The organism is Hassallia byssoidea VB512170 (genome assembly GCF_000817785.2).
Classification (GTDB): domain Bacteria; phylum Cyanobacteriota; class Cyanobacteriia; order Cyanobacteriales; family Nostocaceae; genus Hassallia; species Hassallia carrinoi.
In genome coordinates, this window is record NZ_JTCM02000006.1 from 1 (window position 1) to 22023 (window position 22023).

General features: G+C 38.8%; 16 protein-coding genes and 2 pseudogenes. 7 read left to right on the top strand and 11 right to left on the bottom strand.

Features of this window, described 5'->3' with window-relative positions; genetic code table 11:
* Nucleotides 1–113: 113 nt before the first annotated feature.
* The 7 genes and pseudogenes from PI95_RS04525 to PI95_RS37125 all read right to left on the bottom strand — a co-directional run.
* Nucleotides 114–401: pseudogene (locus PI95_RS04525) on the bottom strand (DUF1003 domain-containing protein); the annotation flags it as partial.
* Between the two features lie 57 nt (nt 402–458).
* Nucleotides 459–722, bottom strand: a complete 264-nt coding sequence (locus tag PI95_RS04530) for a hypothetical protein (protein WP_163518613.1) — start codon at nt 720–722, stop codon at nt 459–461.
* A gap of 110 nt (nt 723–832) precedes the next feature.
* Complete coding sequence (locus tag PI95_RS04535; RefSeq protein ID WP_039743642.1) at nt 833–3217, bottom strand: hypothetical protein; 2385 nt, start codon at nt 3215–3217, stop codon at nt 833–835.
* A 3-nt stretch (nt 3218–3220) separates the two neighbouring features.
* The gene (locus PI95_RS04540) at nt 3221–4918 is read right to left on the bottom strand and encodes a phospholipase D-like domain-containing protein (protein WP_039743644.1); all 1698 of its coding nucleotides are present in this window, start codon (nt 4916–4918) and stop codon (nt 3221–3223) included.
* Nucleotides 4915–6486 carry an AAA domain-containing protein gene (locus PI95_RS04545; protein ID WP_039743646.1) on the bottom strand — a complete coding sequence of 524 codons (1572 nt, stop codon included), beginning with the start codon at nt 6484–6486 and terminating at the stop codon, nt 4915–4917. The genes PI95_RS04540 and PI95_RS04545 overlap by 4 nt, the downstream gene beginning before the upstream one ends.
* Nucleotides 6483–8045, bottom strand: a complete 1563-nt coding sequence (locus PI95_RS04550; RefSeq protein ID WP_039743649.1) for a DUF2357 domain-containing protein — start codon at nt 8043–8045, stop codon at nt 6483–6485. The genes PI95_RS04545 and PI95_RS04550 overlap by 4 nt, the downstream gene beginning before the upstream one ends.
* Nucleotides 8042–10219, bottom strand: coding sequence for a DUF8727 domain-containing protein (locus PI95_RS37125; protein WP_039743652.1), 2178 nt, complete (start codon nt 10217–10219; stop codon nt 8042–8044). Before PI95_RS37125 ends, PI95_RS04550 begins: the two co-directional genes overlap by 4 nt.
* Nucleotides 10220–10485: 266 nt before the next feature.
* Between PI95_RS37125 and PI95_RS04560 the strand changes: the two genes are divergently transcribed.
* Together PI95_RS04560 and PI95_RS04565 are read left to right on the top strand one after the other, a co-directional pair.
* Nucleotides 10486–10845, top strand: a complete 360-nt coding sequence (locus PI95_RS04560) for a type II toxin-antitoxin system RelE/ParE family toxin (protein WP_039743655.1) — start codon at nt 10486–10488, stop codon at nt 10843–10845.
* On the top strand, nt 10842–11156 hold the full coding sequence (locus tag PI95_RS04565) for an XRE family transcriptional regulator (RefSeq protein WP_039743658.1): 315 nt from the start codon (nt 10842–10844) through the stop codon (nt 11154–11156). Before PI95_RS04560 ends, PI95_RS04565 begins: the two co-directional genes overlap by 4 nt.
* A gap of 44 nt (nt 11157–11200) precedes the next feature.
* Here PI95_RS04565 and PI95_RS04570 read toward each other — a convergent pair whose 3' ends face one another.
* Complete coding sequence (locus PI95_RS04570; protein WP_039743660.1) at nt 11201–12889, bottom strand: NAD-binding protein; 1689 nt, start codon at nt 12887–12889, stop codon at nt 11201–11203.
* A 1175-nt stretch (nt 12890–14064) separates the two neighbouring features.
* Between PI95_RS04570 and PI95_RS04575 the strand changes: the two genes are divergently transcribed.
* The 5 genes and pseudogenes from PI95_RS04575 to PI95_RS04595 all read left to right on the top strand — a co-directional run bounded on the left by PI95_RS04575 (nt 14065) and on the right by PI95_RS04595 (nt 17824).
* Nucleotides 14065–14790, top strand: coding sequence for a toll/interleukin-1 receptor domain-containing protein (locus PI95_RS04575; RefSeq protein WP_052324894.1), 726 nt, complete (start codon nt 14065–14067; stop codon nt 14788–14790).
* A gap of 29 nt (nt 14791–14819) precedes the next feature.
* Nucleotides 14820–16319, top strand: coding sequence for a toll/interleukin-1 receptor domain-containing protein (locus PI95_RS04580; protein ID WP_201280296.1), 1500 nt, complete (start codon nt 14820–14822; stop codon nt 16317–16319).
* 151 nt (nt 16320–16470) lie between these two features.
* A complete protein-coding gene (locus PI95_RS04585) occupies nt 16471–16689 on the top strand; it encodes a hypothetical protein (RefSeq protein ID WP_039743663.1) in 219 nt (72 codons plus the stop codon).
* A pseudogene (locus PI95_RS04590) lies at nt 16682–17099 on the top strand (retroviral-like aspartic protease). Before PI95_RS04585 ends, PI95_RS04590 begins: the two are co-directional and overlap by 8 nt.
* 65 nt (nt 17100–17164) lie before the next feature.
* Nucleotides 17165–17824, top strand: coding sequence for a Uma2 family endonuclease (locus tag PI95_RS04595; RefSeq protein ID WP_039743664.1), 660 nt, complete (start codon nt 17165–17167; stop codon nt 17822–17824).
* A gap of 115 nt (nt 17825–17939) precedes the next feature.
* On the opposite strand, the gene PI95_RS04600 is transcribed toward PI95_RS04595, so the two are convergent.
* The 3 genes from PI95_RS04600 to PI95_RS04610 form a co-directional block, all read right to left on the bottom strand.
* Nucleotides 17940–19010, bottom strand: coding sequence for a GNAT family N-acetyltransferase (locus PI95_RS04600; protein WP_039743666.1), 1071 nt, complete (start codon nt 19008–19010; stop codon nt 17940–17942).
* Between the two features lie 17 nt (nt 19011–19027).
* Nucleotides 19028–20008 (bottom strand): glycosyltransferase, encoded by a 981-nt coding sequence (locus PI95_RS04605; RefSeq protein ID WP_052324896.1) that lies wholly within the window; start codon nt 20006–20008, stop codon nt 19028–19030.
* Nucleotides 20009–20808: 800 nt separating this feature from the next.
* Nucleotides 20809–21990, bottom strand: coding sequence for a low temperature requirement protein A (locus tag PI95_RS04610; RefSeq protein ID WP_039743668.1), 1182 nt, complete (start codon nt 21988–21990; stop codon nt 20809–20811).
* Nucleotides 21991–22023: the final 33 nt, after the last annotated feature.

The window sequence follows — 22023 nt, forward strand, 5'->3', positions numbered from 1 at the left end:
TAGATCCGCAACCACCCACGAGTATTTTTTATGTTCGCGCTTCGCGTCTCCCCGAATCGAGAAGCCTGTCCACATTTGTCTAGGGAAGACCTCGCCCTATAACCCAATACAGTTCAGTTAAGGCTAAAAGCGTTAGTAGTAATGCGAAAAATGGGAGCTTCAACCTCTGTGTTGTATTTCTCAGTTTTCCACACCACACTATCTTTGTCTTCTTGCTCCGCCAACTTTTCTTGCTGATTTTGCTTAATCAGCACTCCTGCTGTCATTAGCAATGAAGCGGTTCCGACCCCAAATTGCAGCGAATAAAACGAAGCGGGGTCGAATCGCGGTATACCAAAACGCCGTGGCAAAATATTGGGTGTTATCCAAAGGGCAATTACAAGCAGGATGCTATACAGAAATGCCGGACGACCGAAAAAAGCGGTTCCAAAAAATCAGACAAAACGGAGACGGTTCCTTCATCCTTTGGTTGTCGTGGGGTGTCGAGGATCTATTAAACAAGGCTGTCCCGTTTTGTCCAGTTTTAGTGTAGGGGTGACAGCCTCCACACCTCGCTGGTGTCCAGACACGTCTTGCTCGTTGCGTGTATGCAACGCTATGATTGTCTCGATATTTTGACTAATGTGTTCCGGCAGTGGAGCAATGGGGACAATGCTTTGGCGGCGTATTTCACTGTTATCTTGTGGTGAATTTTCCGAGTCTGGTTTGCTGCTGTAATTCACTGACAACTTTATCCTTTTTGATGATCTCTTCAATCTACTTGGGGACTTGCAAAGAGTAAATCTTCCGATAGTCTGGTTGAATTATAAAGGAAAGCTACAGTATCTAAAATTTAACCATGCAAAAGATTTCCTAGGTCATCTTCTGTAATCGTTCCTTTAATCATTTCTTGAAAAAATTGATTTAGGGGCTTTTCTTGACTCACCTGCTTTAAAATAATTCTATCTTTACTGAAATGACTAATCACTCTTTCTGCCATTCGCATTTCTTCGTAATTGTGTTGGCAAAAAGATTTATCATTGGCGCGAAATGATAACAGATACAGTAGAGATAAGAAGGCATTTTGCTTGTACTGATATTCAAATTCACTAGGAGACTTATTAAGCAAGTATTCCATAATCGCAGTAAAATGCGCTCGAAAATTTACTAAGTTAACCGCATCAAAGTTATAATACCATAGCAAGATACGACCATAACCCCATAGATATTGGCTCTTTTCTAATTTATAGTAGGAATTAAAACAACTAAAGTATTGCCTTTGAAGTTCTTCATTTATTGCTACTCTAGCGAGGCACTGGAGATATTCATTTTCCAAATTCAGATATGTAACTTTCTTGGCTCTACTAAATATAATTGGCTCGAAGAGATTATTAGGTAATAAGTATTGGGAAAAATTATATAGTTTCCCAGTAAATTTAATCGCCTCTAGCAAAAAACCTTGTTGAATTAAATTTAATTTCCTGTGAGTATTCGAGTTGAACAATTCACAGATTATATCAATAATTTTATGAAGGCTCTGATTTTTTAATTTTGCTCTCAAGTTGCTCACCACTGCTTCATCGGAGTCAGCATCTATAGATTTCAGCATATCAGGTCTATTGTTACTCTTATGAATCTGTTCACAAGCCTTCTTAAGCAAGTCTTTTAATGTTGCATAGTTTATTGGTCTATTACTGCTCTTACTAATACCAAGATTCTCTAATTCTCCATTAATATGCACTAAACATTCTTGAAACTCTAATTCATTGCGAGTTTTCAAGCGATTAATTTGAGCTAATGATTCTTGCTGACGAGTGCTAATTATTTTTTCATGTGGAATATAACTATATGATAATTTTCTTCTATCTGTCAGAGAAGCAGTTATCTTATATTTACCTTCTAAATCTGTAACTTTAAGTTCGGGAAATGAACCTGGTTGGAGGTGAAACTCAATACGAATACAAACATCCTCTGTTTTTTGAGAGTTTTGAATTTCGATATTGTAATCTTGGGGAACATTATTTATACAATAATCGTTTCCATTAACCTTAATAGGTAGTTTAGCGGTTTTATTTTTTTGTGGTATGCGAAAGAAATTTTGGTTTTTACTAGGAATGCACCCTATCAAAACTGTGGGTTTGCCTTCATAAGAAATAGCGTCTTTCTGGTTAGATAATTGAATCCATTGTTTTGATTTTTGCCCTTGCTCATCAGTAATTCCAATAGCGAATTCTATTTCATCGAGGTAAATGGCAAAAAGAGGAAAATTTAACTTACTTTTTTCTTGCCATATTTGATTAAACTGTTGAAACCTTGGGTTAAGGCAGATAAATGGAAGTAGTTGCTGGATATGAGGAAAAATATTGTACTGACTGATTAAGGCAAATTGATATTCAGGATGCGTATTGGCAAGTTGTTTTAAATATTGAATATTAATTTGCTTGGATACAATGTCTGCAATGATGGCTATGGATAACGTTACTTTTTTATAAAAAATCTGACTATTGTATAAAATTTCAATAATAAAATCAAAACATTCTTGATTAATATAAGGTTGGATAATCTGAAAAAATGAGGTTTTTTGTAAATAGTTAGCGAGATGATTAACTGTGTCATAATTTTGGGCGATCGCTTGAAAATTATCCGCTAAAATTCGACGTGCTATGCTCTGGCAAATACTATTATATGATTCTATAGAGTTGTAACCGGAATCAATAAAAATGGTTTTTTTGGTGTTGAGAATTGGAATTTGATAGGGGCTATTATCTAAACGTGAGAAGTTAATGGGAATCAAGCGATCGCTGACAAAATTATCCAGATCAACAAAAACTAACGGCTTCGTTAATTTATGTTGCCAAATTTGGGAATAATAATTCCAATAATAATAGGCACTGCTGTATAAGTAACCATCTTTATGTTCTAAAAGATTACTCATACTTAGCGTCATTAAATCCACTGTATCTCGGATGATAAATAACCGCTGTTTCTCTCCCTGAGTTAATTTAGTACCAATCGAGAGATAATCTAAAGTTGTTTGATTGATTGTTAACTCTTGAGGATGATTTGCGCTTATAATCGGTTCTGGTAGATAAGGATGAGTAGCATAATTCTGTAAGAATGCTTTATATGCCCTTGGTAAATCCCCATCCTGGGGAATAAACTGCTCAGGAGACTGATGAAACAGTCGAGCGTATTGACAACATTCAACGTAGGATTCAAAATTGAATAATTGAGTCATAAATTAAGAATAAAGTGAAGTAATATTTTGACGTATTTGAGTAATTTCTCTGTAATTGGTTGTTTTATACATTAAGTCATTCAGAGATAAAGCACTATTACTAAAATTAAAATTTATGCCGCCAATATAAGCAACTTCATCACCCAGCAGCGTAATTTTGGCATGAAGATTATCAATTTGTTTTATATTAAATGTTGAGTATTTAACTCGCATTTGAGAATCAACAAATATCCGGGTATCTAATAAACGTAGATATTGTTCTATTTCTGGGGATGGTTGAAAGCTGCGACTGTAAATCTGTACCTGTCCCCTAAAGTTTCTCAGTTTTTCTATCAAATCCTTTTTGTAGCGGGATAAAGTCAATAAGCTGGGATAAGTTTGATATTCTTCTTGAGAAGAGCGATGGATAGAACGCAGATGAAAACCATTTGAGTTGAGAGTGGGTATTATCTCATCTCGGCTGCGCTGTTGCCAAAATTGCCGGAATAAATTGATTAATTGGGTATGAATCGAGTTATTTCGACTGATTATACCTGCTTCGACATTAAAATCTAAGCTGCCTCCAGTGAGATTACAAGAGCCTAAATAAGCATATTGCTCAGAAATATAAGTTTTGAGATGAAAAGCACCGCTACGGATGGGAATATTGGCATCCAGCAGCATTTTTAAACAAGCTTTATTCCGCTCATGAGAACGCTGATACTCTGTTCGTAAAGAGACATTATCGGATACTTGGGCATCAATGCGATCTATGATTTCGTTCCTCAAATCAGTTAAAATCCAAACACCTTGGGATAATTCTTGGGATTTCTTGCAGATTAATTCTGTTAAGCTTTCATCTTCAATGATGTAGCTGGAAATTAAAAGAAACTTACGTGCTGTAGAGATGATTGTTTTTAAGATAGAACGATTTCTACGTTTATCAATTAACAAACCTTGTGCAGGGGGTATTTCATCAGGGCTGAGTTTTTGTGGGAGTTGAATAATTGGTAAGCTATAAGTTGACTGATACTGCTGAACTAATGATTTAGCTGGCTCAGATAAAGCTGATGTATCATTTCCACCCAAGCGCAAAAATGTAATTGCTGCTCTTAAATCTAAAGATAAATCCGGCAACGAAATCCAAATTTGCAGTTGAGATGTTATTAGTCGAAAAGTGTTTGAATCTAAGGATTGTAGGGCAATATGAATTTTCCGGTTTTCTGGTAATGTCTGCCAGGAATTTATAGCCTGCTGCCAGATATTTTGGGCAAATTCATCAGATAAACCTGGATAATTAGGTTGCTCTAAGGTAACGGTGTAAATTCCTGATTTTTCTGAATCATTAGCAGTCCAAAAAGGAAGTTGTGAATCGTCTGGTGTAAGAATAAGCGTTGCTTCTGGGCAAGTAAATTGATAGCGGTATGTGTTAGCAACCTGTGACTTTAAGTTAGATTTAATAGGGTGGATAAGTTGCAAGGATGGCACTTGATATTCACTTTCTCTAATCACACCCTGCGCTTGTAACAAGTTAATTAAAACGGGTTCTGGAAGAAAATTTAAGCCAAAAGATTGACGCAATAATTGAGGCGATCGCCTGCGGTTTTGAGTTGCTACCGCTTGCACTTCTCGAATTAAATCAACTAAAGATACAGCAATTGAGTCTGTACCACTTAACTGAATGCGATGAAATGTTCCTTGCAGTTGACATTGAACTTTCATGATAGAATCACAGTGCGTTCTTTGTGTAAGGGTTGATATAAAAAACTTCGCAACGGGGAACCAGGCTGACACCAGAAATCGTAATCACCAAATAAAATAAGGTAGTCTTGCCCTCGCGTTAAAGCTATATTTATAGCTTCTACAGCAATATTTTCGGGATGCCCTACACAACTTACAATAGCGATCGCTCGTTCAATTCCTGCCCATTCTGCGACTGTACCAATTACGAGTTGAGAAAACTGTTTAGGAGAGTGAGCTAAAAGCCAATCTCGCTGTTGAACGTCAAATGTGATTATGCCTATTTGCGAACTGAGTTGCGGTTCAAGACTTTGAATAAATTTAATAATTTCCTCCCCTACTTTCTGATTTGGGATATCTTGCCAAACTAATCGATGTTTCAGCTGGGGAAGTTGATAATCAATCGGTGTTCGTTGAGTTTGAATCCAATTATTGCAGATTACCGGATAAACAAGTTTAGCTATTTCTGGATGTAAGCGAAATTGCTCTGTTAGCTGGCAATGATAAGTAGGAAGCAAATGCTGACTAAGCCAATTGAAGCACTGACTAAAGAAAGCAAAAAATGACTGCTTCGGGGAAGATTTAGAATAATGACTTGGCATTTCATCACCAAACAAAACGAGCTTATGCCCCAATGTAGAAAGCAGCATTAGTTCTAGCCAAGTGAGATGCTGCGCTTCTTCTACAATTACTAAATCAAAGGTAGTTTGCCACAGAGATTGATGCTGAGGCTGCATAAATTCGGCAACAGTACCCAAGATTGGCACTTGTGGATTTTCACTAAGTTGATAAGCGAGTTCTGTAATCGCTGATTCAGATAAATTTGCATAAAGCTGACTCAATTTTAACTGCTGCTGTAACAAGGGTTCTAATTGCTTGAGACGATAAGCAAGCAGTTGAACTCGTGCGATTTCTAAATCAGGAAATGCTGGTTTTAAAAGTTCAGTCAGTTGTTGCTGTGAAGAAGTTTGAATAATTGGCAACCATGTTTCTAGTCTTGCTGGTGTTCGCAGTTTTGCCAATTCTCCATCAGGTAGCAGATGTAATGGCAAGTAATTCATCTGCGGTTGAGCTAAATGTTGAGAACGCAGTTGCTCAATTATCCAGTTGCGATAATCTTGCTGTTGACACCAGAAAGGATACCCTGGTAAGTTGCGATAGGCGGTGAGAGCAGCACTGTGATGAGTTAAAATTAGGACACGTTTGTTAATGTTAATTGCGGCATCGGCTAGACTCGTGGCAATGCGCGTTTTCCCAGTGGCTGGTGAACCAACAATCAAAGCGATCGCACTATTAGAGAAAGCCATTTCTAATGCCAATTGTTGATTCGCACTGAGGCAAACATTCGGAGTAATAGCCGGGAAATTTAGGTGCGATCGCTCATTCAAATAAACAGAACCGTTACAAACAGTCTGGATAATTAATTTAGTTGGTAGCGATGGTGAAGCGTGATGAACTAATCTTTCCCATTGCGCTTGAGCAGTTTCTTGATGTTCATTAGATTCGTATACTAATTGTTGCAATTTTGCCCAAAATTGTTGCTCATTCATAGCGAATGCTCCACTACCGATTTAATCAAACGTGCCATGAGAGCAACTGTGCTAGAAAATCCTTGTGCTGTTATTAAATCGGGTAATTGACAAAGCAATAATTTCGCTGAGGAAAAACTTTGTATTGTACCTGTAGGGGATAAATTGCTTGGAGGAACTTGTAAATAAAATACAAATCCACTTTTGAAATTTAATTTTTGTAAATATTTATTTAACTGTGCGATCGCTTCATTATTTGGGCGATACCAAAACACCCAGATGGGGAAGTCTAATTTTTTAGTTTCTAACTCAGTTAAGTCTAATTGGTGAATTTCCGCTGTTAGCAGCCAATCGCCAAAGAGTTTATTAGTAGGTTTTATTAAACCGAAAACATAAACTTTATTTTGGAGAAATACCCTAACATTAATACTCGCGCCATGTTGAATATAACGCCCTTGCTCGCAAATACTACTACCAGCAATACTCAGGGTAGAATCTATTCCGATTCCTTGAAACCGTAGCAGTGCAGCTGTTAAGCAAATATAAATAGTATCAGCAAATAATTGATTACGAAATGACCATATCCGCTCTTTTTCAAATTTTTTTTGAATGTATTCTAAATAAGCTTGATAAAAACTTCTATAGACCGGGTTCTGCTGTAAAACATAGTTAGGCTTAGTAAATTGATATTGTCTATCTTGAATTTGTTCTACTACTGGTTGTTGCTTAAACAAATCAATAACTAAACGAAATTTATCGACTTCTGCCTGATACTGCTTCGCATTACTCCTCTCATATTGATAACAATTGAGATGCAGAATTTGACTGAAATAAACGAGAAACTTATTTTCTGCGGTGTTAAAATCTTGATAGCGTTGGATGCCCATTAACTGTTGCTTTGCTCCTGCCTTTTGGGCAGCGGTTACACCAGGACGGCGGATGTAGTCTCTGAGGCAATAAGCATCCATTTCTTGAATTCTACCCACAGGCATTAGTTCTGCTTGCCTTCTGAGTTGATGACGCAGTTTAGAGGCGATATTTTCTAACTTGCGGCAAAGTTGATATCGGCGTTCCAGACTAATAACTATAGGAAGATTCGCTTCATCAACATTAATTTGGTCTAACTTATCTTGTAACTGGCTTATTAGAATTGTCGGCTGTCTTGTCTTCTGATAACCGAATAAATTTGTAAACATACCAACCAAAAGCCGAATTAAAAGAGCCGCTGTATTATCTAAACGCTCTCCTAATATGCTTTGCCATTCTGGTAATTCGTTTTCTTCTTTGATAGCGTCTAAATCTAAAACTTCATCAGTGACACGCAGGTTATAAGACTGACCGTTGATGGTTATCTTCAAGACGTATTCTAACAGATTATGATGATGCTCTATATCTGTAGGTTTTAAATAAGGAAAAGCAATTTCATAGATATCATCAATAGAAATTAAGCAAGGTTGCGCTGATAAATTTTCTTCTGGATCTAGGGCAATTATCGGGCGATCGCGTGCTTGTAATAAAGTATCCTGTGGCACAGGCAGAGACTCATTTAAATAGGCAAACAGGCTAGGATAAAGTCTCATATTGCTCGCTCATCTTGATAAACTAATCCCTGCCATTGAAATTGTCCGTAACGCCCTTCACGTGCTTTCCTAAAGGCTTCAATTAATGGATAATCGCCAATTTCTGCAATAATTTTCTCTAATTCTTCCAACTCTTCATGAGCCTCATCAATCATCACACCCCGCAACTTGGGCAATAATTTCTGCCCAAATTGATCTGCAAGGGCAAAGTTAAATGCTGACTCCACCATCGGATAATTCACCACATACTGAGTAATTCCTTGATAAACGCGGTGGGCAAAAGGATGCCCCATTTTTTCCATTACATTATTCGCTCTATCAAGATAATATTTCACCTTTTCTACGACATCAGACTGAGGCTCAGGGATTTTTGTCCATTGTTTCAAATCAGAGTATGCTAAGTATCCTGAAGGTCTACCAGTACCATTTTGATGCTGATTTTGTTGGCGCAATTGCAAGTTTTTCGGTTTACCAAAAGTGATAACATTGGCTCTGTCTAGCACCTTATCTGATAAAGACTGGGTGGTTTCGTCCTCATTCATTGTTCCCACAAATAAAAACTGATTGGGGATTTCTAGCCTGCGTTCATTATCTTTGAGTGGTAAGCTACCAACATCAATTTCTAAATAAGTCGGACGGCTGCGACGAGTCTCTAATTTAGAGAGAAACTCGCTAAAATAATATTCAACTCGCGCCAAATTCATCTCATCCAGCAACACAATTACAATTCGGTTTTCCATCGCCGAATCGCGACTATATTGATATAATCCGCGCATCAAATCAGTCGGTTTAAACTTTTTCTCCACATAGTTATAAAAGCCTTGCAAATCTTGAGGAGAATCCCAGCGAGGCTGTACAGCAAGAGTTAACAACTGCGCTCCAATGTAATCAGCATACTTTTGTGGTAGTTCGCTTTTGCCAGTGCCGCTAATTCCGGCTAAGATAACTAAAGCTGAAATATCCTGTACTTTCAGCGAGGTATGGAATGCATGAATTACTCGCTTCGGAAAAGCTAATCCCTGAGACTGAATATATGTAACAAAACCTTCTAAAAATTTATGTTCATCTTCGATATTCTGCTTTGTATTTGGTAGATTCAGCCACAAGCGTTCTTTTAGCGATCGCAATGCTACTTCCGAACTATTTTCGAGATTTTCTATTTCTCCTTTTATGCGTCTGATATCGTCTTCAAATTGCTCTTTTTCTTGTTTTAAACCAGCATTATTTTCTTCTATACCAGCTTTGATACCGTTCAACTGCTGGATTTCTCTTTCCAGTTCTCTTAGTTGTGACTCTCTATCCCTAATTTGCATATTCAAGCTATGCAATTTTTGCCGCAATTCTTCAATTTTTGAATACTCTTGTTGATTTTGTTGAATCGCTTGCAAGATGCGCTGTTTCTCAGCTTCTAGTCTGTCTATCTCTGGTCTTAGCTGATTGATTCTTTCTTCAAAGCTTTGTTTTTGGCTGAATATACCATCATAGGTAGCTCGTAACAATTCCAGTTCAGCTGCTCTTTGTTCCAGTTGCTGAGATTTACTTTCTAGCTCTTGAATTTGTCTATTTAGTGATTCTAAATGTACTTGTTTGGTAGCAAATTCTGCATCAATGCTTAAGAGCGATCGCTTTTGTACTTCCAAAGACTCAATCTGAGAACGCAGAGCATTAATTTGACCTTCTAACCCGCTTTTATCAAGTTTGAACTGCTCAATTTGCACTTGCAGTTTTTCCAAAGTAGATAAGTCAGGTTTTTGTTGATTAATTGTAGCAATTCGTTGCTCTAGTTCTTCCCTTTGCTGATTGAGGGTTGTCAATCTTTGTTCAACCTGCTGCAATTCTTCTCGCTTTTGAACAAATTGCCCTTCAACTGTTGCTAACTCTGTTTGTTGCTTTCGGAGTTCAGCCACCCTTGCTATCAAGTTTGGTAGTTCTGCTTCTATCCTTTCCCACTCCTCTTGTTTAACTAACTGCTGCTCTAGCTGCTTTAGCCGAATGATTGTATCCTCTTGTTTATCGTCTTGTCGTTTACTCGAAATAACTGCTCCCAAAACCGCTCCTGTGGTGCTTCCTAGCAAAGCTCCACTTGCACCACCTCCTGGGATAACAAAGGATGATGTTGCACCTACGAAGAATGTAACTGAACCAACTATCAACCAGTCTGAAAAATTCGGCACCCTTAACCCTCAAAAGTATTTTCGCCCTTTTCGTTAATAACATTTATACGAAAATATTTTTGCAAGTTGCTTCAGTAAATTTACTGTTATGGCAAATTTATGCCTAGCGGTTTCTAGTGTTGATTATTTAAGTTTGGGTTTCAAAACTTTTAAGAAAAAACAAAAAAAGCAAAATGCTAACTCGCGATCAATGTCAAAAAGTCGGCAGTATGCGTTACATAGAGCAGAAAACATGCTATTATTACATCAACGTAATATAGAAGTGAATGTCGTGCGATGTAGAATACACTAACGAGTTTGAGAGTTGGTGGCGCATTCTAACTGAAGATCAACAGGATGATGTAGTTAGTGTTGTTCAACTGCTTGAGGAAAGCGGAACACAGCTATCTTTTCCCTATTCGTCCGGTGTTAACGGTTCAAGACACTCTCACATGAGAGAATTACGTATACAAAGTGGAGGCGCTCCGATTAGAGTTTTTTACGCTTTCGATCCAAGACGAGTCGCTATTCTACTTATTGGAGGTGATAAAACTGGAGATAAACGCTTTTATGAAAAATATATTCCTATTGTCGATCAACTTTATGATGACTACCTTAAAGAGATTAGAGAGGAAGGCTTGATATGACAGGACATCATAAATTTTCGCGGCTTACTCAAGATTTTGGAGCAACTAGAAATGCAAAAATAGCAACAAAAAAAGCACAATTAAAAGAAGAGATGGCAATCCATGAATTGCGCCAAGCCTTGAAAATATCTCAAGCTGAACTGGCTGAAAAATTACAAGTAAAGCAACCAGCTATTTCACGTTTGGAAAAGCGTACTGATATGTACGTTAGTCATTTACGTCAAGTGATCCAAGCAATGGGAGGTGAACTTGAAATAGTGGCACGTTTTGCGGATAGTGAAGTTAAAATCAACAATTTTAGTGAGTTTTAAACCCTTCCAGAAACCCGGTTTCTTTAAGAAACCGGGTTTCTAAATTAACTCGCCATCAATTGTGAGGGTGTGTTGCGCCACAATTGGTATAACCGCGTAGCATGTATTGTTAAATATAAGATATCCCCGTCACTGAGGTTGACTTCTAGTAAATCCCAGCCGTGAATAGTCTGGGAATTTCTTTCTACATATAAAGGCACAAAGTCGGCGGAGATTGCCGCATCTTTCACTTGTTGCCCGCAAAAGGAATGTGAGGATGTAATTGAAGTTGCAAAAGCTACCCACAGACTATCTCCGGTGATGCCATTACCGAGGATTCGTCCGCCGAGTGCAGCAGCGGCAAAAGCTGGTGCCGCAAGTTCAGCAGGACTCAGTACTGCCTCAAAGCCGAAAACTTGTTGCGCCATGCCAGCAAAATCAGGATCGGCATAATTGACTACTACGGGAATATTGGGTGTCAATCCTTTTGCTTTCAGGGCAATCTCTAAATTAGTAGCGTCGTTGAAGGTAACAGCAAGCACAGCGGCAGCAGAGTTGATATTGCTTGCTTTAAGTGTGACTCTAAAGCTAGTATCGCTCTCAATTACGGGAATACCTAATTCGCGGACAGTGTTGATAAATTTGTTATTGGAGTCTGTTTCAATTACTACTACGTCATATCCGCTGGCGTGGAGTTGCTGGACAATTGCCATTCCGATACCGCTTAAACCACAGACGATGTAGTGCTGACTTTGAGGAATTCTCACAGCATCCCAAAATTGCTTGAAACGGTTTCCCAGAACAAAATCGTTGAGTAGGGCATACCAAATACCAATTACTACTGCCCCAATCAACATGATAAAAACGGTAAATAATTTGATAATATTAGGAGCTTTTTCGACAATATCATTACCACCAGCTCCAGTAATCATGCCTACAGAAAAATATAAAGCATCGATCGCGGATATTTTCAGTTCGGTAGACATGTAGGTGAGTGTGGCAATGATAATAATCGCTAAAAGTACAATACCCCCCATTACAACCGATCGCCCGTGTTGTTGAAGCTGTTTTAGATTGCCAAGGATTTTCATTCCTTTTTTAATTAGTGATTTTCTTTTCTGACGAATGCGGGGTTGTACAGCAACAATTAAGCGATCGCCTACTTTTAATTCTTGTCCAGAAACTACCGCAGATACCAAGTTTCTCTCACCTTCGACTGGCTGATAATAAATCAGCATTCGTGATGAGTCTTCCCACAAGTCACTTAACTTACATCCCCCCAAAGGATGATTTTCATCAATATATTCTTCACGGATGAGCCAAGTTTGCTGAAATAATTTAATTTGTCCGATCGCTTGATTTCCTAGTGCGGCAAAAGTGAATACTGGTGCTGCTAATTTGACAACACTCATACTCACATGATTTGGCAAAGCTTGATCCAGGCGATCGCCTAAGTTTGTATTATAAAAGCGGTTGATAATCCGAATACGCGGATTTAATACCCGCGCTTGCATCATAATTGACAAATTCACAGCATCGTCAGATCCAGCTATCACTAAAGTATGTGCTTGCTGAATTCCGGCTGCTGTCAGGGTACTAGCAGCATGTAATTCGCCAACAATTATATCTCCTGCTGTTTCGCCAGGGATAAGTTGGTGATGAATACCAACTACTAGCGCTCCCTGCTGTCTGAGCAAGCGAAAGACTTTATATCCGGTACGTCCTAAGTTACAAACAATAATTCGGGGTTTCATTAAACAGCAGCATGATTTACAGACAAAGCTGCACGTCTCAAGTTTTGCTTTTCATTGTTGCTTATTTTCTTAGCAGTTAACTGTAGCTGAAAACACGATAATTGCGAGTTTGGTGGAACTTTGACTTAGCTCGACTTTATCCATTTTTACCAAACCCAAAACCTGACGCTGAAACCCTTGTAGTAATGCGTCAAGGGCTAATTGACGGATAGATTTTCTGTAGAGACGGCGATTTATCGCGTCTCTCTAACCGTCAAAATGAGTTTGACAGACTAGTAGGACGATAGTTTTAGTTTTTGGGCTTGAGCGCGAATCAGTGACATGGAAAAAGTATTTGCACTTCCTTGCCAGGGTTTTTGCCAGATAAAGAAACCGAGTTCTTAATTTTGGATAAAGTCGAGCTGAGAGTGAATTCATTAATGCGATCGCTAATTCAAGAAAAGCAATACCCTGTTATGCCAATACAGAGCGACGTTATCTTATATCGGAGCGACGTTATCTTATATCGGAGCGACGTTATCTTATATCGGGGCGACGTTATCTTATATCGGGGCGACGTTATCTTATATCGGGGCGACGTTATCTTATATCGGGGCGACGTTATCTTATATCGGAGCGACGTTATCTTATATCGGGGCGACGTTATCTGGGAGCATCCCACTTTTTTGCCTGTCATTGCGAGCGCAACGAAGTGGAGCGTGGCAATCCCATCAACTGGTGCTTAGTGACAGATTATGGGATTGCTTGTCTGCGACACGCTGCGCGAACGTCGTCCCTCCTCTCTACGAGACGCACTCGCGTTCGCAATGACAAATTATTATCTAATTACAAAATAAAAACTGGGATGCACCCACGTTATCTTATTTCGGGGCGACCTTATCTTAACCTAAGTTCGATAGATTCTAAAAAACCCCTCTCGTAAACCTCTCCCTGCTTTGGGGCTACAGTCTACACACAAGTCGAAAAAAACCTTATCCACAAAGCTTTGAGTTTAGTAGGGTGCGTTAGGACTTGCGTCCATAACGCACCGAAGATCATTAACGGTGCCGTACTTTCGGCGCGATAACGCACCCTACGTAACGCCTGTACTTAGAAACATTTTCTGTTAAGCTTTCATCTAGAAAATCAGCCTGTATATTCATATACAGTAATTAAAGAAAGTAGATTTAAAGAATATGTCTAATGCAGTTAAAGTATTTTTTTCCTACTCCCACAAAGATGAAGTTTTGCGAGACGATTTGGCAACTCATCTGAGCTTGATGAAACGTAAAGGAGTGATTGAAGCTTGGCACGATCGCGAAATCACTGCTGGTGCGGAATGGGCAAATGCGATCGATGACAATCTTAACGCTGCGGATATCATTTTGTTGCTGGTAAGCGCTAACTTTCTGGCTTCAGATTACTGCTACGACATTGAGATGCAGCGAGCAATGGAGCGACATGAAGCCAAAGAAGCTCGCGTAATTCCGATTATTTTAAAGCCGACTGACTGGAGTGATGCACCTTTTGCCAAACTGCAAGCACTTCCCAAAAATGCCAAAGCTGTGACGACTTGGCAAGACAAAGATGAAGCTTTTTTGAATATTGCTCAAGGAATTCGCAGAGTAGTTGAAGATATGGCGAAATCAAAAACCTCTTCAACTGTTTCTGAAACTACTATACCAGCGATAAGGAGCGGTGAATTAACAGATAGCCAGCGTCGGAGATTGAAGCAAGAAGAAGATTCACTGCAACAACAGTATAACCGAGAGAGCGAAAAATTAAGTCGGTTGCGCCAAGCATACTCGATTGAAACAGATACAGCGACAAAGTTTAAGCTAGAGAAACAAATTCAGGAAAGCGAAACAGAACGAAAACGGTTAGCTGGGCAGCTTGAGGAAATCGAGCAAAAGCTTGTGTAGTCTTCTTCTATATATAAATAATGCCTTCTATGAAATCTGTTGAAGTTTTTATTTCTTACCACCAAAAAGATGAGGACTTACGCGAAGAGTTAGAGAAGCATCTAGCGTCTTTGCAGCGGGAAAAAACTATTGCAAGTTGGAGCGATCGCAAAATCGTCCCTGGACAAGAATTCAAAAGTGAAATTAATAAGTCTCTCAACCAAGCTGGGCTGATCTTGCTGTTGGTGAGTCCAGATTTTATTGCTTCAGATTATCATTGGACAGTTGAAGTTACACGAGCATTAGAGCAGAATGCAGCAGCAAAGGCTAGTGTTATCCCGGTGTTACTGCGTTATGCGGATTGGGAAACTCCTCCCATTGATGAACTGTCCCCACTGCCTAAAAATCGCAAACCGATAAAAAGCTGGAATGACCGAGATGAGGCATTTGTGGAGGTTGTTAAGGGAATCCGGGAGGAGGTTAAGCGATTAGTTGCTAACTCGAATTACTCACCCCCCAAACAAACTCCACAAGAACTAGACGAGCGCCAATATCAAGCCACAAACCTGATAAATGAAGCAGATCGTTTAGGCGAAGATAAAAACTTCGAGGAAGCAGTCCTCAAATACAAAGCAGCTGTCCGTGTTGACCCGAACTCTGTGTATGCTCACAATAAGTTGGGGAATGCGCTGAAAAATCAAGGCAAACTAGATGAAGCGATCGCCTCTTACCAAAAAGCCTTGCAAATCGACCCAAACTTTGCATTTGCTCACTATAACCTGGGGATTGCGCTGAAAAATCAAGGCAAACTAGATGAAGCGATCGCCTCTTACCAAAAAGCCTTGCAAATCGACCCAAACGATGCAGATGCTCACTATAGCCTGGGGTTAGCGCTGTACAATCAAGGCAAACTAGATGAAGCGATCGCCTGTTACCAAAAAGCCTTGCAAATCGACCCAAACTATGCATATGCTCACAATAACCTGGGGAATGCGCTGTCCGATCAAGTCAAACTAGATGAAGCGATCGCCTCTTTCCAAAAAGCCTTGCAAATCGACCCAAACTTTGCACTTGCTCACTATAACCTGGGGATTGCGCTGGAAAAGCAAGGCAAGCTCTCAGAAGCGATCGCCTGTTACCAAAAAGCCTTGAACCTCGACCCAAACTTTGTAAATCCTCACTATAACCTGGGGAATGTGCTGAAAAATCAAGGCAAACTAGATGATGCGATCGCCTGTTACCAAAAAGCCTTGCAAATCGACCCAAACCTTGCAATTGCTCACAATAACCTGGGGATTGCGCTGGAAAAGCAAGGCAAGCTCTCAGAAGCGATCGCCTGTTACCAAAAAGCCTTGCAAATCGACCCAAATAATGTAGATGCTCACAATAACCTGGGGTTAGCGCTGAAAAATCAAGGCAAACTAGATGATGCGATCGCAGAACTGGAAATAGCTGTTCGCCTCGATCCTAGTAGTACGCTGTTTCGTAAAAACTTAGAGAGTGTTAGGAATAAGAAAAAGGGTTTTTTGGGGCGTTTATTTGGTGGGTAGAATATTCTCAGTTTTATTTATGTAAAGGGTGTGCGTAGGCGTAGCCAGTCGTAGACATCATCTGTTGTTTACGATGCGATGCCACAAATTTTGCAAACACCTTATAGTAGTTGTGATATGAAAAGTATTTACTCATTATCTTCAACTTGATATGAGCGCAGCAGATTTATTCCCAACCTTGCACAAGCTATCTCGTGCAGATAAACTCAAGGTCATGCAGTTTTTAGTTCAAGAACTAGCGACTGAAGAAGAAGCATTATCGTTACAGCCAGGAGTCACTTATCATGTGTGGTCTCCCTATAATTCCCATGAAGCTGCTAAGAAACTAGCTGCACTGCTAGAAGAAGACAGACAGGTAAACGATGCTTAATTCACAAAGATTCCCCTTGGTTGAAAGTCGTGATGTGTTCGGGGATATCGATGCAGTACCAGTATTACCTCTGACGTTAAGCTACAAAAATTCTGTCGTCAACGTTTCAGGTTTATTGGATACTCAAGCTAGTATTAATGTTTTACCTTGAGCGTGTAGGTATTTAGTTAGGGGCAGTTTGGGAAGAACTAACAACCTCAGTACAACTGGCTGGAAATCTAGCACCAGTTGAAGCAAAAGGGTTAGTTGTATCTGCTCAAATAGCCAGTTTTGCACCAGTGCGATTGGTATTTGCTTGGAGTCTTACAGATGATGTGCCGTTACTTTTAGGACGCATGAATTTTTTCTTGGAATTCGATGTCTGTTTTTATCGTTCGCAGATGGCTTTTGAACTGTCTCCTAAGTTGTAAGATTGAAGCAATCGTGCGATCGCCCAACTACACTAGACACATAGCCAGATTACCTCATCTTAGCCATGTCCCTTACTCAAGATTTAAACACTCGCCAAGACATCCAAGAAGATGTTATCTTTCCTCCTAGCGATTTATATAGTGACGAACCTGCCTTGGAAACTGAACTACACCTGCGGCAAATAATCCTACTCCTGAAGTGCCTAGAATGGTTGTGGCGGGATAGAAATGACTTCTACGCAGCTGGTAATCTCAGCATCTACTACAGTCCTCGTCAACGCAAATCTGAATATTTCCGGGGACCAGATTTTTTTGTCGTGCGAGGAACTGAACGGAAAATTCGTAAAAGTTGGGTAGTTTGGCAAGAAGATGGTAAATATCCCAATGTAATTGTGGAAATTCTTTCTCCAAAAACTGCCGATACTGACAAAAATTTAAAGAAACAAATTTACCAAGATACGTTTCGCACACCTGATTATTTTTGGTTCGATCCAGATACTTTAGAATTTGCCGGATTTCATTTACTTGATGGTGAGTACCAACCATTAGAACCAAATGCTCAAGGACATTTGTGGAGTCAGCAACTAAATTTATATTTGGGAATTCATGAAGGACTATTACGCTTTTTTACAAGCGCAGGCAAGCTAGTTTCTACACCAGAAGAAGAAGCAGAACGCTTGGCGGCGAAATTGCGAGAATTAAATATCGACCCGGATACAATTTAACGATTCTGTGTTTCATGCAGCATTATGATTTTTGCTTAAGGCTGCATGTTTGAGGTATTGATACTGGGTATTATTTCCAGGGTTTATAAATCTGTAGCACTCAATATATTTTACCTTAATACGGAAGGCGATAAGCGGGAAAAAAACTGGTTTGCAGTAGTTTCTCAACTTCAATTCTCAAAGACTTTGCCCGCAATTCAACTAAATAGTTATATTTCTCTTCATCTGTAACGATTCCCAATTTTAGCCAGTTGTGTCTTTGTCGAGAAAAGCCAGCTTTGAAATTGTAGAGACTATCTTTAACTCCTCCTACACCGCTTCCTAAATGCAAAAATTCATTTCCACGTTCTTTAGCCCAGTATCTAACATAATCTAGCAAGAAGTTAAAAGGAGATTGATGTAAAAACTTGGTTTTCGTTCCCCCCAAATGCGCTTGAACTATTCCACCACATTCAAAAAACAAACAAGCGGCAGCTATTTCATCTTTCAATTCCACAATACATAAATGTATATTTTTACCTAATTTTAACAAGTCTGCAAAGTATTCGTAATTAAAATAATACGATTTGTCCGCTTGGACACGATTCATTGTTTCGTCATAAATTTCCGTAAACTCATTTATATATAGCCCACTATCTACCATTCTGGCGGTAAAACCAAGTCGCTTACACTTATTAATTGTACTTTGATGTCCCCTTCGGGTATGTGCCCATATTTGAGAATCAGAAAGTTTTAAATCTACAGATACTGTTGTACCAATTTCTGTGAAAGTACCAGGACTGAAAAGTGTATGAAAGTTATGACTAAGTATAGGATGCAGTCGAAAAAAAGCTGAACCTACGCCTTTTTCTCTTAACAGATACTTTAATTGATTAATAGCGAAATTAGCAAATCCTGGGGAATTAGCTGCGGCTTCACTTAACAAAATACCAGAATAACCGTAGGGTGAGAGAACATCGAAAATATCTTTTGTTTTTGATTCTTGACTTATGTCATCACATCGGCGTAGTAAATAAGGGACAAAGAATATTTTATCACCATCAACTATCAAAAAAGCTTCCGGAATAGTTTTGGTTTTTTTTGCTTCTAAATATAAATATTCAGGCAAATGATAAACATCATGGCGCAGTTTTTGTAGCGTTTGCATCCATAATGGATTTTGCCAATCAATTACTTGCAAATTCATAGATGAAAAATATTACTTTATGTCTTGTTAAGGTGAAACTTAGAAGCAGTTATTTTGCTGATATATATCCTTTTCAATAATTTGATAATTGCTATTATTACCAAAAAAGGTTCTGACAATAAAAGTTCCCGGCATTTTATTGCATATTTTTTAGCATTATCTAAATCACCGTTATCTTTATAAGCTAATGCTAAATCTTGATATTTATAAGCTTTTTCAAATTTAATAATTTTGTTATATTTAAATTGAAGATATTTGTTTAAGTATTCATAACAGGTAATTACTTCGTGCAATTGTTTGATTTTGCTCATTCCACTAAAAACACCATGACTGTGAACTCTATAAGCCCCCATATCTCTATTTATGTATCCAATTTTTCCCTGCTGTGAATTTAATATATGAAGTACCCAATCGCCACAAATTACTGAATCATACCAATCGGGAAATTCATTAAATAAACCTCTCCTATACATTGTGGAACAGGTAGGTATAAAATTACATTTCAAAATATTTTCGATGGTAGAAATTTTCTTGGGTTCAAAGTCATTATATTTACGAGGTTTTTGACTTCCATCCTCAAAAAAAGTAGTAACATCATGAAAACATATTGCACATTCGGGATGGCTATGTAAAAAATCTACCTGTTTTTGCAATTTCTCAGGATCGGTCCAGTAATCATCACCGTCTAAGAGGGCAATATACTCACCTTGGCAAGCTTGAAGTGTTTGTACAAAAATCTTTTGACCGCTGCAACCCAGATTTTGTTCTGGCAATATTAAGCGAATTTTATCGGGATATTTTGTGTGATATTCAATGACAATATCTCGCGTGGCATCGCTAGAATAATCCTCACCAAGTATTATTTCATAGTCGAAGTTGACTTTTTGCATCAATATACTTTCTATTGCTTGTTCGATATATTTTTCATGATTAAATGTAACTAAAGATATGCTGATTTTGATGTTTTTGTTGACAGATTGTGAATTATTAGCAGACATGAATTTTATCCAGACTTTGGTAGAGCAACTTTGCGATGGTAATTAATTGCATCGAATGCAATAATTATGACTAACGACGGAAAAAGCACTTGTGACTCAAATGCTTTCTATTGAGTGATATGTTCGACTTGAATAAAAATGTATTTTTCTGTTGTTTTAAGTTGAAAATACAGGGTTATAAAAGAGATTTCTAAGTTTTTCAAGTTCGATTCATGTTGAATGCAAAAATCAGCATTTGGATAGTTTTAACAGCCAAATGCTATTTACATATGGTTTTCAAGAAACTTTTATAACATCGGAAAAATACCAAATATCATAGTAAGCTCTTAAATATAGCAATTATAAATTTATTGGATACAAATTCTTTCTTTGTAGGGTTGAAAAAGTCTCAAGCCGCTACTAAGTGTTGTATCCAAACGGGAAATGCTATAAGAAAAAGTCACTTAGAAAAGTGAGAAATTAGTATTTTACAGGTAGTGATGAAAACTCGCTTATTAAAGGAAAACACTGAACGCAAGCTAGCCAATGAGTTTTGAAGGGAAGATATCCAACACTGTAGAATAATCACATTTGTACGTATTAACAGAAATTACATTGTTACCGTCTCTTTCAATTATGATATTTTTATTCTCTGCCCATATAATTACATAAATCTTATATTTAAGAGATTAATATTTCGTGAAGAAATAATCAAGAATATAAAGATAATAATTAGGTTGCGCTGATAGTGATGCGGATATCAAGTTACATTTAGTTGTAGAGACTGACAAGGTTAGGACACGTAAGTGTCCTAACCTAAGTTAAATCTCTGGTTCGCTTAAGCGAGTGGTGGGACGACTTTGAGAGAAGTCTTGAACAACTTGTACAAGACAAACTAAAGCCAGCAGTCCGATGACGGCAATGGGTAACAAACCTTTGCCAAAAATTGCGATCGCCAACACAATAGGTACCGCTGCAATTCGATATTTGGCACGGATTTTGCAATAGCGAATTACTCCTAAGCGGTGGAGAATACCTAATGTTAGCCAGCACAAAGCTACCGAGCCACAAATTAGCCAGCGGACTGCATCGGGTAAAGCTATTTGCTGCTCGCTCAATAATACTTTCTCTACACCAACTCCAGTTGCGGCAATGCCAATCACTAGCGGTAGGTGAGTGTAGAGCCAAATCGTCATCGGACCGACTTTACCTTCTGTCCGCGCTTTTTGAATCGGTGTACCACCTAGATTATCAAAATAAACCCACCACAAACCAAAAGCAATACCTAAACCGAAGAAAGCTGCGATCGCACTGAAAACATCCCATTTCTGCTCGGAAACTCCATCAACTACGGCGATAATAGCCTCACCCAAAACAATCATCGTAAAAAGCCCGAAACGCTCCGGTAAGTGCGAGGGGTGAGGGGGTAATTGTATTTGTAACTTGGTGCATATCAGCGGTGTGGCAAAATCAATAATTAGTCCCAAAGCCCAAAATCCAAACCGCCAAGGAATCGGTAGAAATGCGGATACGAGCCAACACAAAGCAGCAACAGCAAAACCTGTAGCATAAGAATTTGTCAAAATCCGCGCTGTCGGGATATGCATTCCCGCACGGATATATTCGGCGACAAGTACAGCACGACCGAGAGCGTAACAAACAGCAAAACCAGCCGAACTATCACTTAAACCGTGGTGTATATTGATAGCTAATGCCGCTGCCGCCAGCATCTGTAAACCAGTCAGCAGCCGATGTCCCACATCATCGTTATCAAAACGGTTAGCGTACATTGTGCTGCCAATCCATGACCACCAAACGGGTATAAACAAAGCAACAAAGCCAAAAAATCCAGATAAAGTGACATTATCATGGAGATTGTGTGCCAGTTGAGAAACTGCAACTACAAATACCAAATCATAAAAAAGTTCCAGCCAAGTAGCGCGACGTTCTTCTTCGGTTTCTTCACCAATGCGTAATCTTGGGGGTTGTAGAAAATTTGCCATACTGCTAAACGTGATTTGTGTTTATTCTGTGTC

What these genes read in the sequence shown, in the direction of transcription:
- PI95_RS04545 (WP_039743646.1), bottom strand. Translation starts at nt 6,486, where the DNA reads ATGAATGAGCAACAATTTTGGGCAAAATTGCAACAATTAGTATACGAA.
- PI95_RS04540 (WP_039743644.1), bottom strand. Translation starts at nt 4,918, where the DNA reads ATGAAAGTTCAATGTCAACTGCAAGGAACATTTCATCGCATTCAGTTA.
- PI95_RS04585 (WP_039743663.1), top strand. Translation starts at nt 16,471, where the DNA reads ATGAGCGCAGCAGATTTATTCCCAACCTTGCACAAGCTATCTCGTGCA.
- PI95_RS04570 (WP_039743660.1), bottom strand. Translation starts at nt 12,889, where the DNA reads ATGAAACCCCGAATTATTGTTTGTAACTTAGGACGTACCGGATATAAA.
- PI95_RS04550 (WP_039743649.1), bottom strand. Translation starts at nt 8,045, where the DNA reads ATGAGACTTTATCCTAGCCTGTTTGCCTATTTAAATGAGTCTCTGCCT.
- PI95_RS04560 (WP_039743655.1), top strand. Translation starts at nt 10,486, where the DNA reads ATGTCGTGCGATGTAGAATACACTAACGAGTTTGAGAGTTGGTGGCGC.
- PI95_RS04600 (WP_039743666.1), bottom strand. Translation starts at nt 19,010, where the DNA reads ATGAATTTGCAAGTAATTGATTGGCAAAATCCATTATGGATGCAAACG.
- PI95_RS04575 (WP_052324894.1), top strand. Translation starts at nt 14,065, where the DNA reads ATGTCTAATGCAGTTAAAGTATTTTTTTCCTACTCCCACAAAGATGAA.
- PI95_RS04535 (WP_039743642.1), bottom strand. Translation starts at nt 3,217, where the DNA reads ATGACTCAATTATTCAATTTTGAATCCTACGTTGAATGTTGTCAATAC.
- PI95_RS04595 (WP_039743664.1), top strand. Translation starts at nt 17,165, where the DNA reads ATGTCCCTTACTCAAGATTTAAACACTCGCCAAGACATCCAAGAAGAT.
- PI95_RS04605 (WP_052324896.1), bottom strand. Translation starts at nt 20,008, where the DNA reads ATGTCTGCTAATAATTCACAATCTGTCAACAAAAACATCAAAATCAGC.
- PI95_RS04580 (WP_201280296.1), top strand. Translation starts at nt 14,820, where the DNA reads ATGAAATCTGTTGAAGTTTTTATTTCTTACCACCAAAAAGATGAGGAC.
- PI95_RS04565 (WP_039743658.1), top strand. Translation starts at nt 10,842, where the DNA reads ATGACAGGACATCATAAATTTTCGCGGCTTACTCAAGATTTTGGAGCA.
- PI95_RS04610 (WP_039743668.1), bottom strand. Translation starts at nt 21,990, where the DNA reads ATGGCAAATTTTCTACAACCCCCAAGATTACGCATTGGTGAAGAAACC.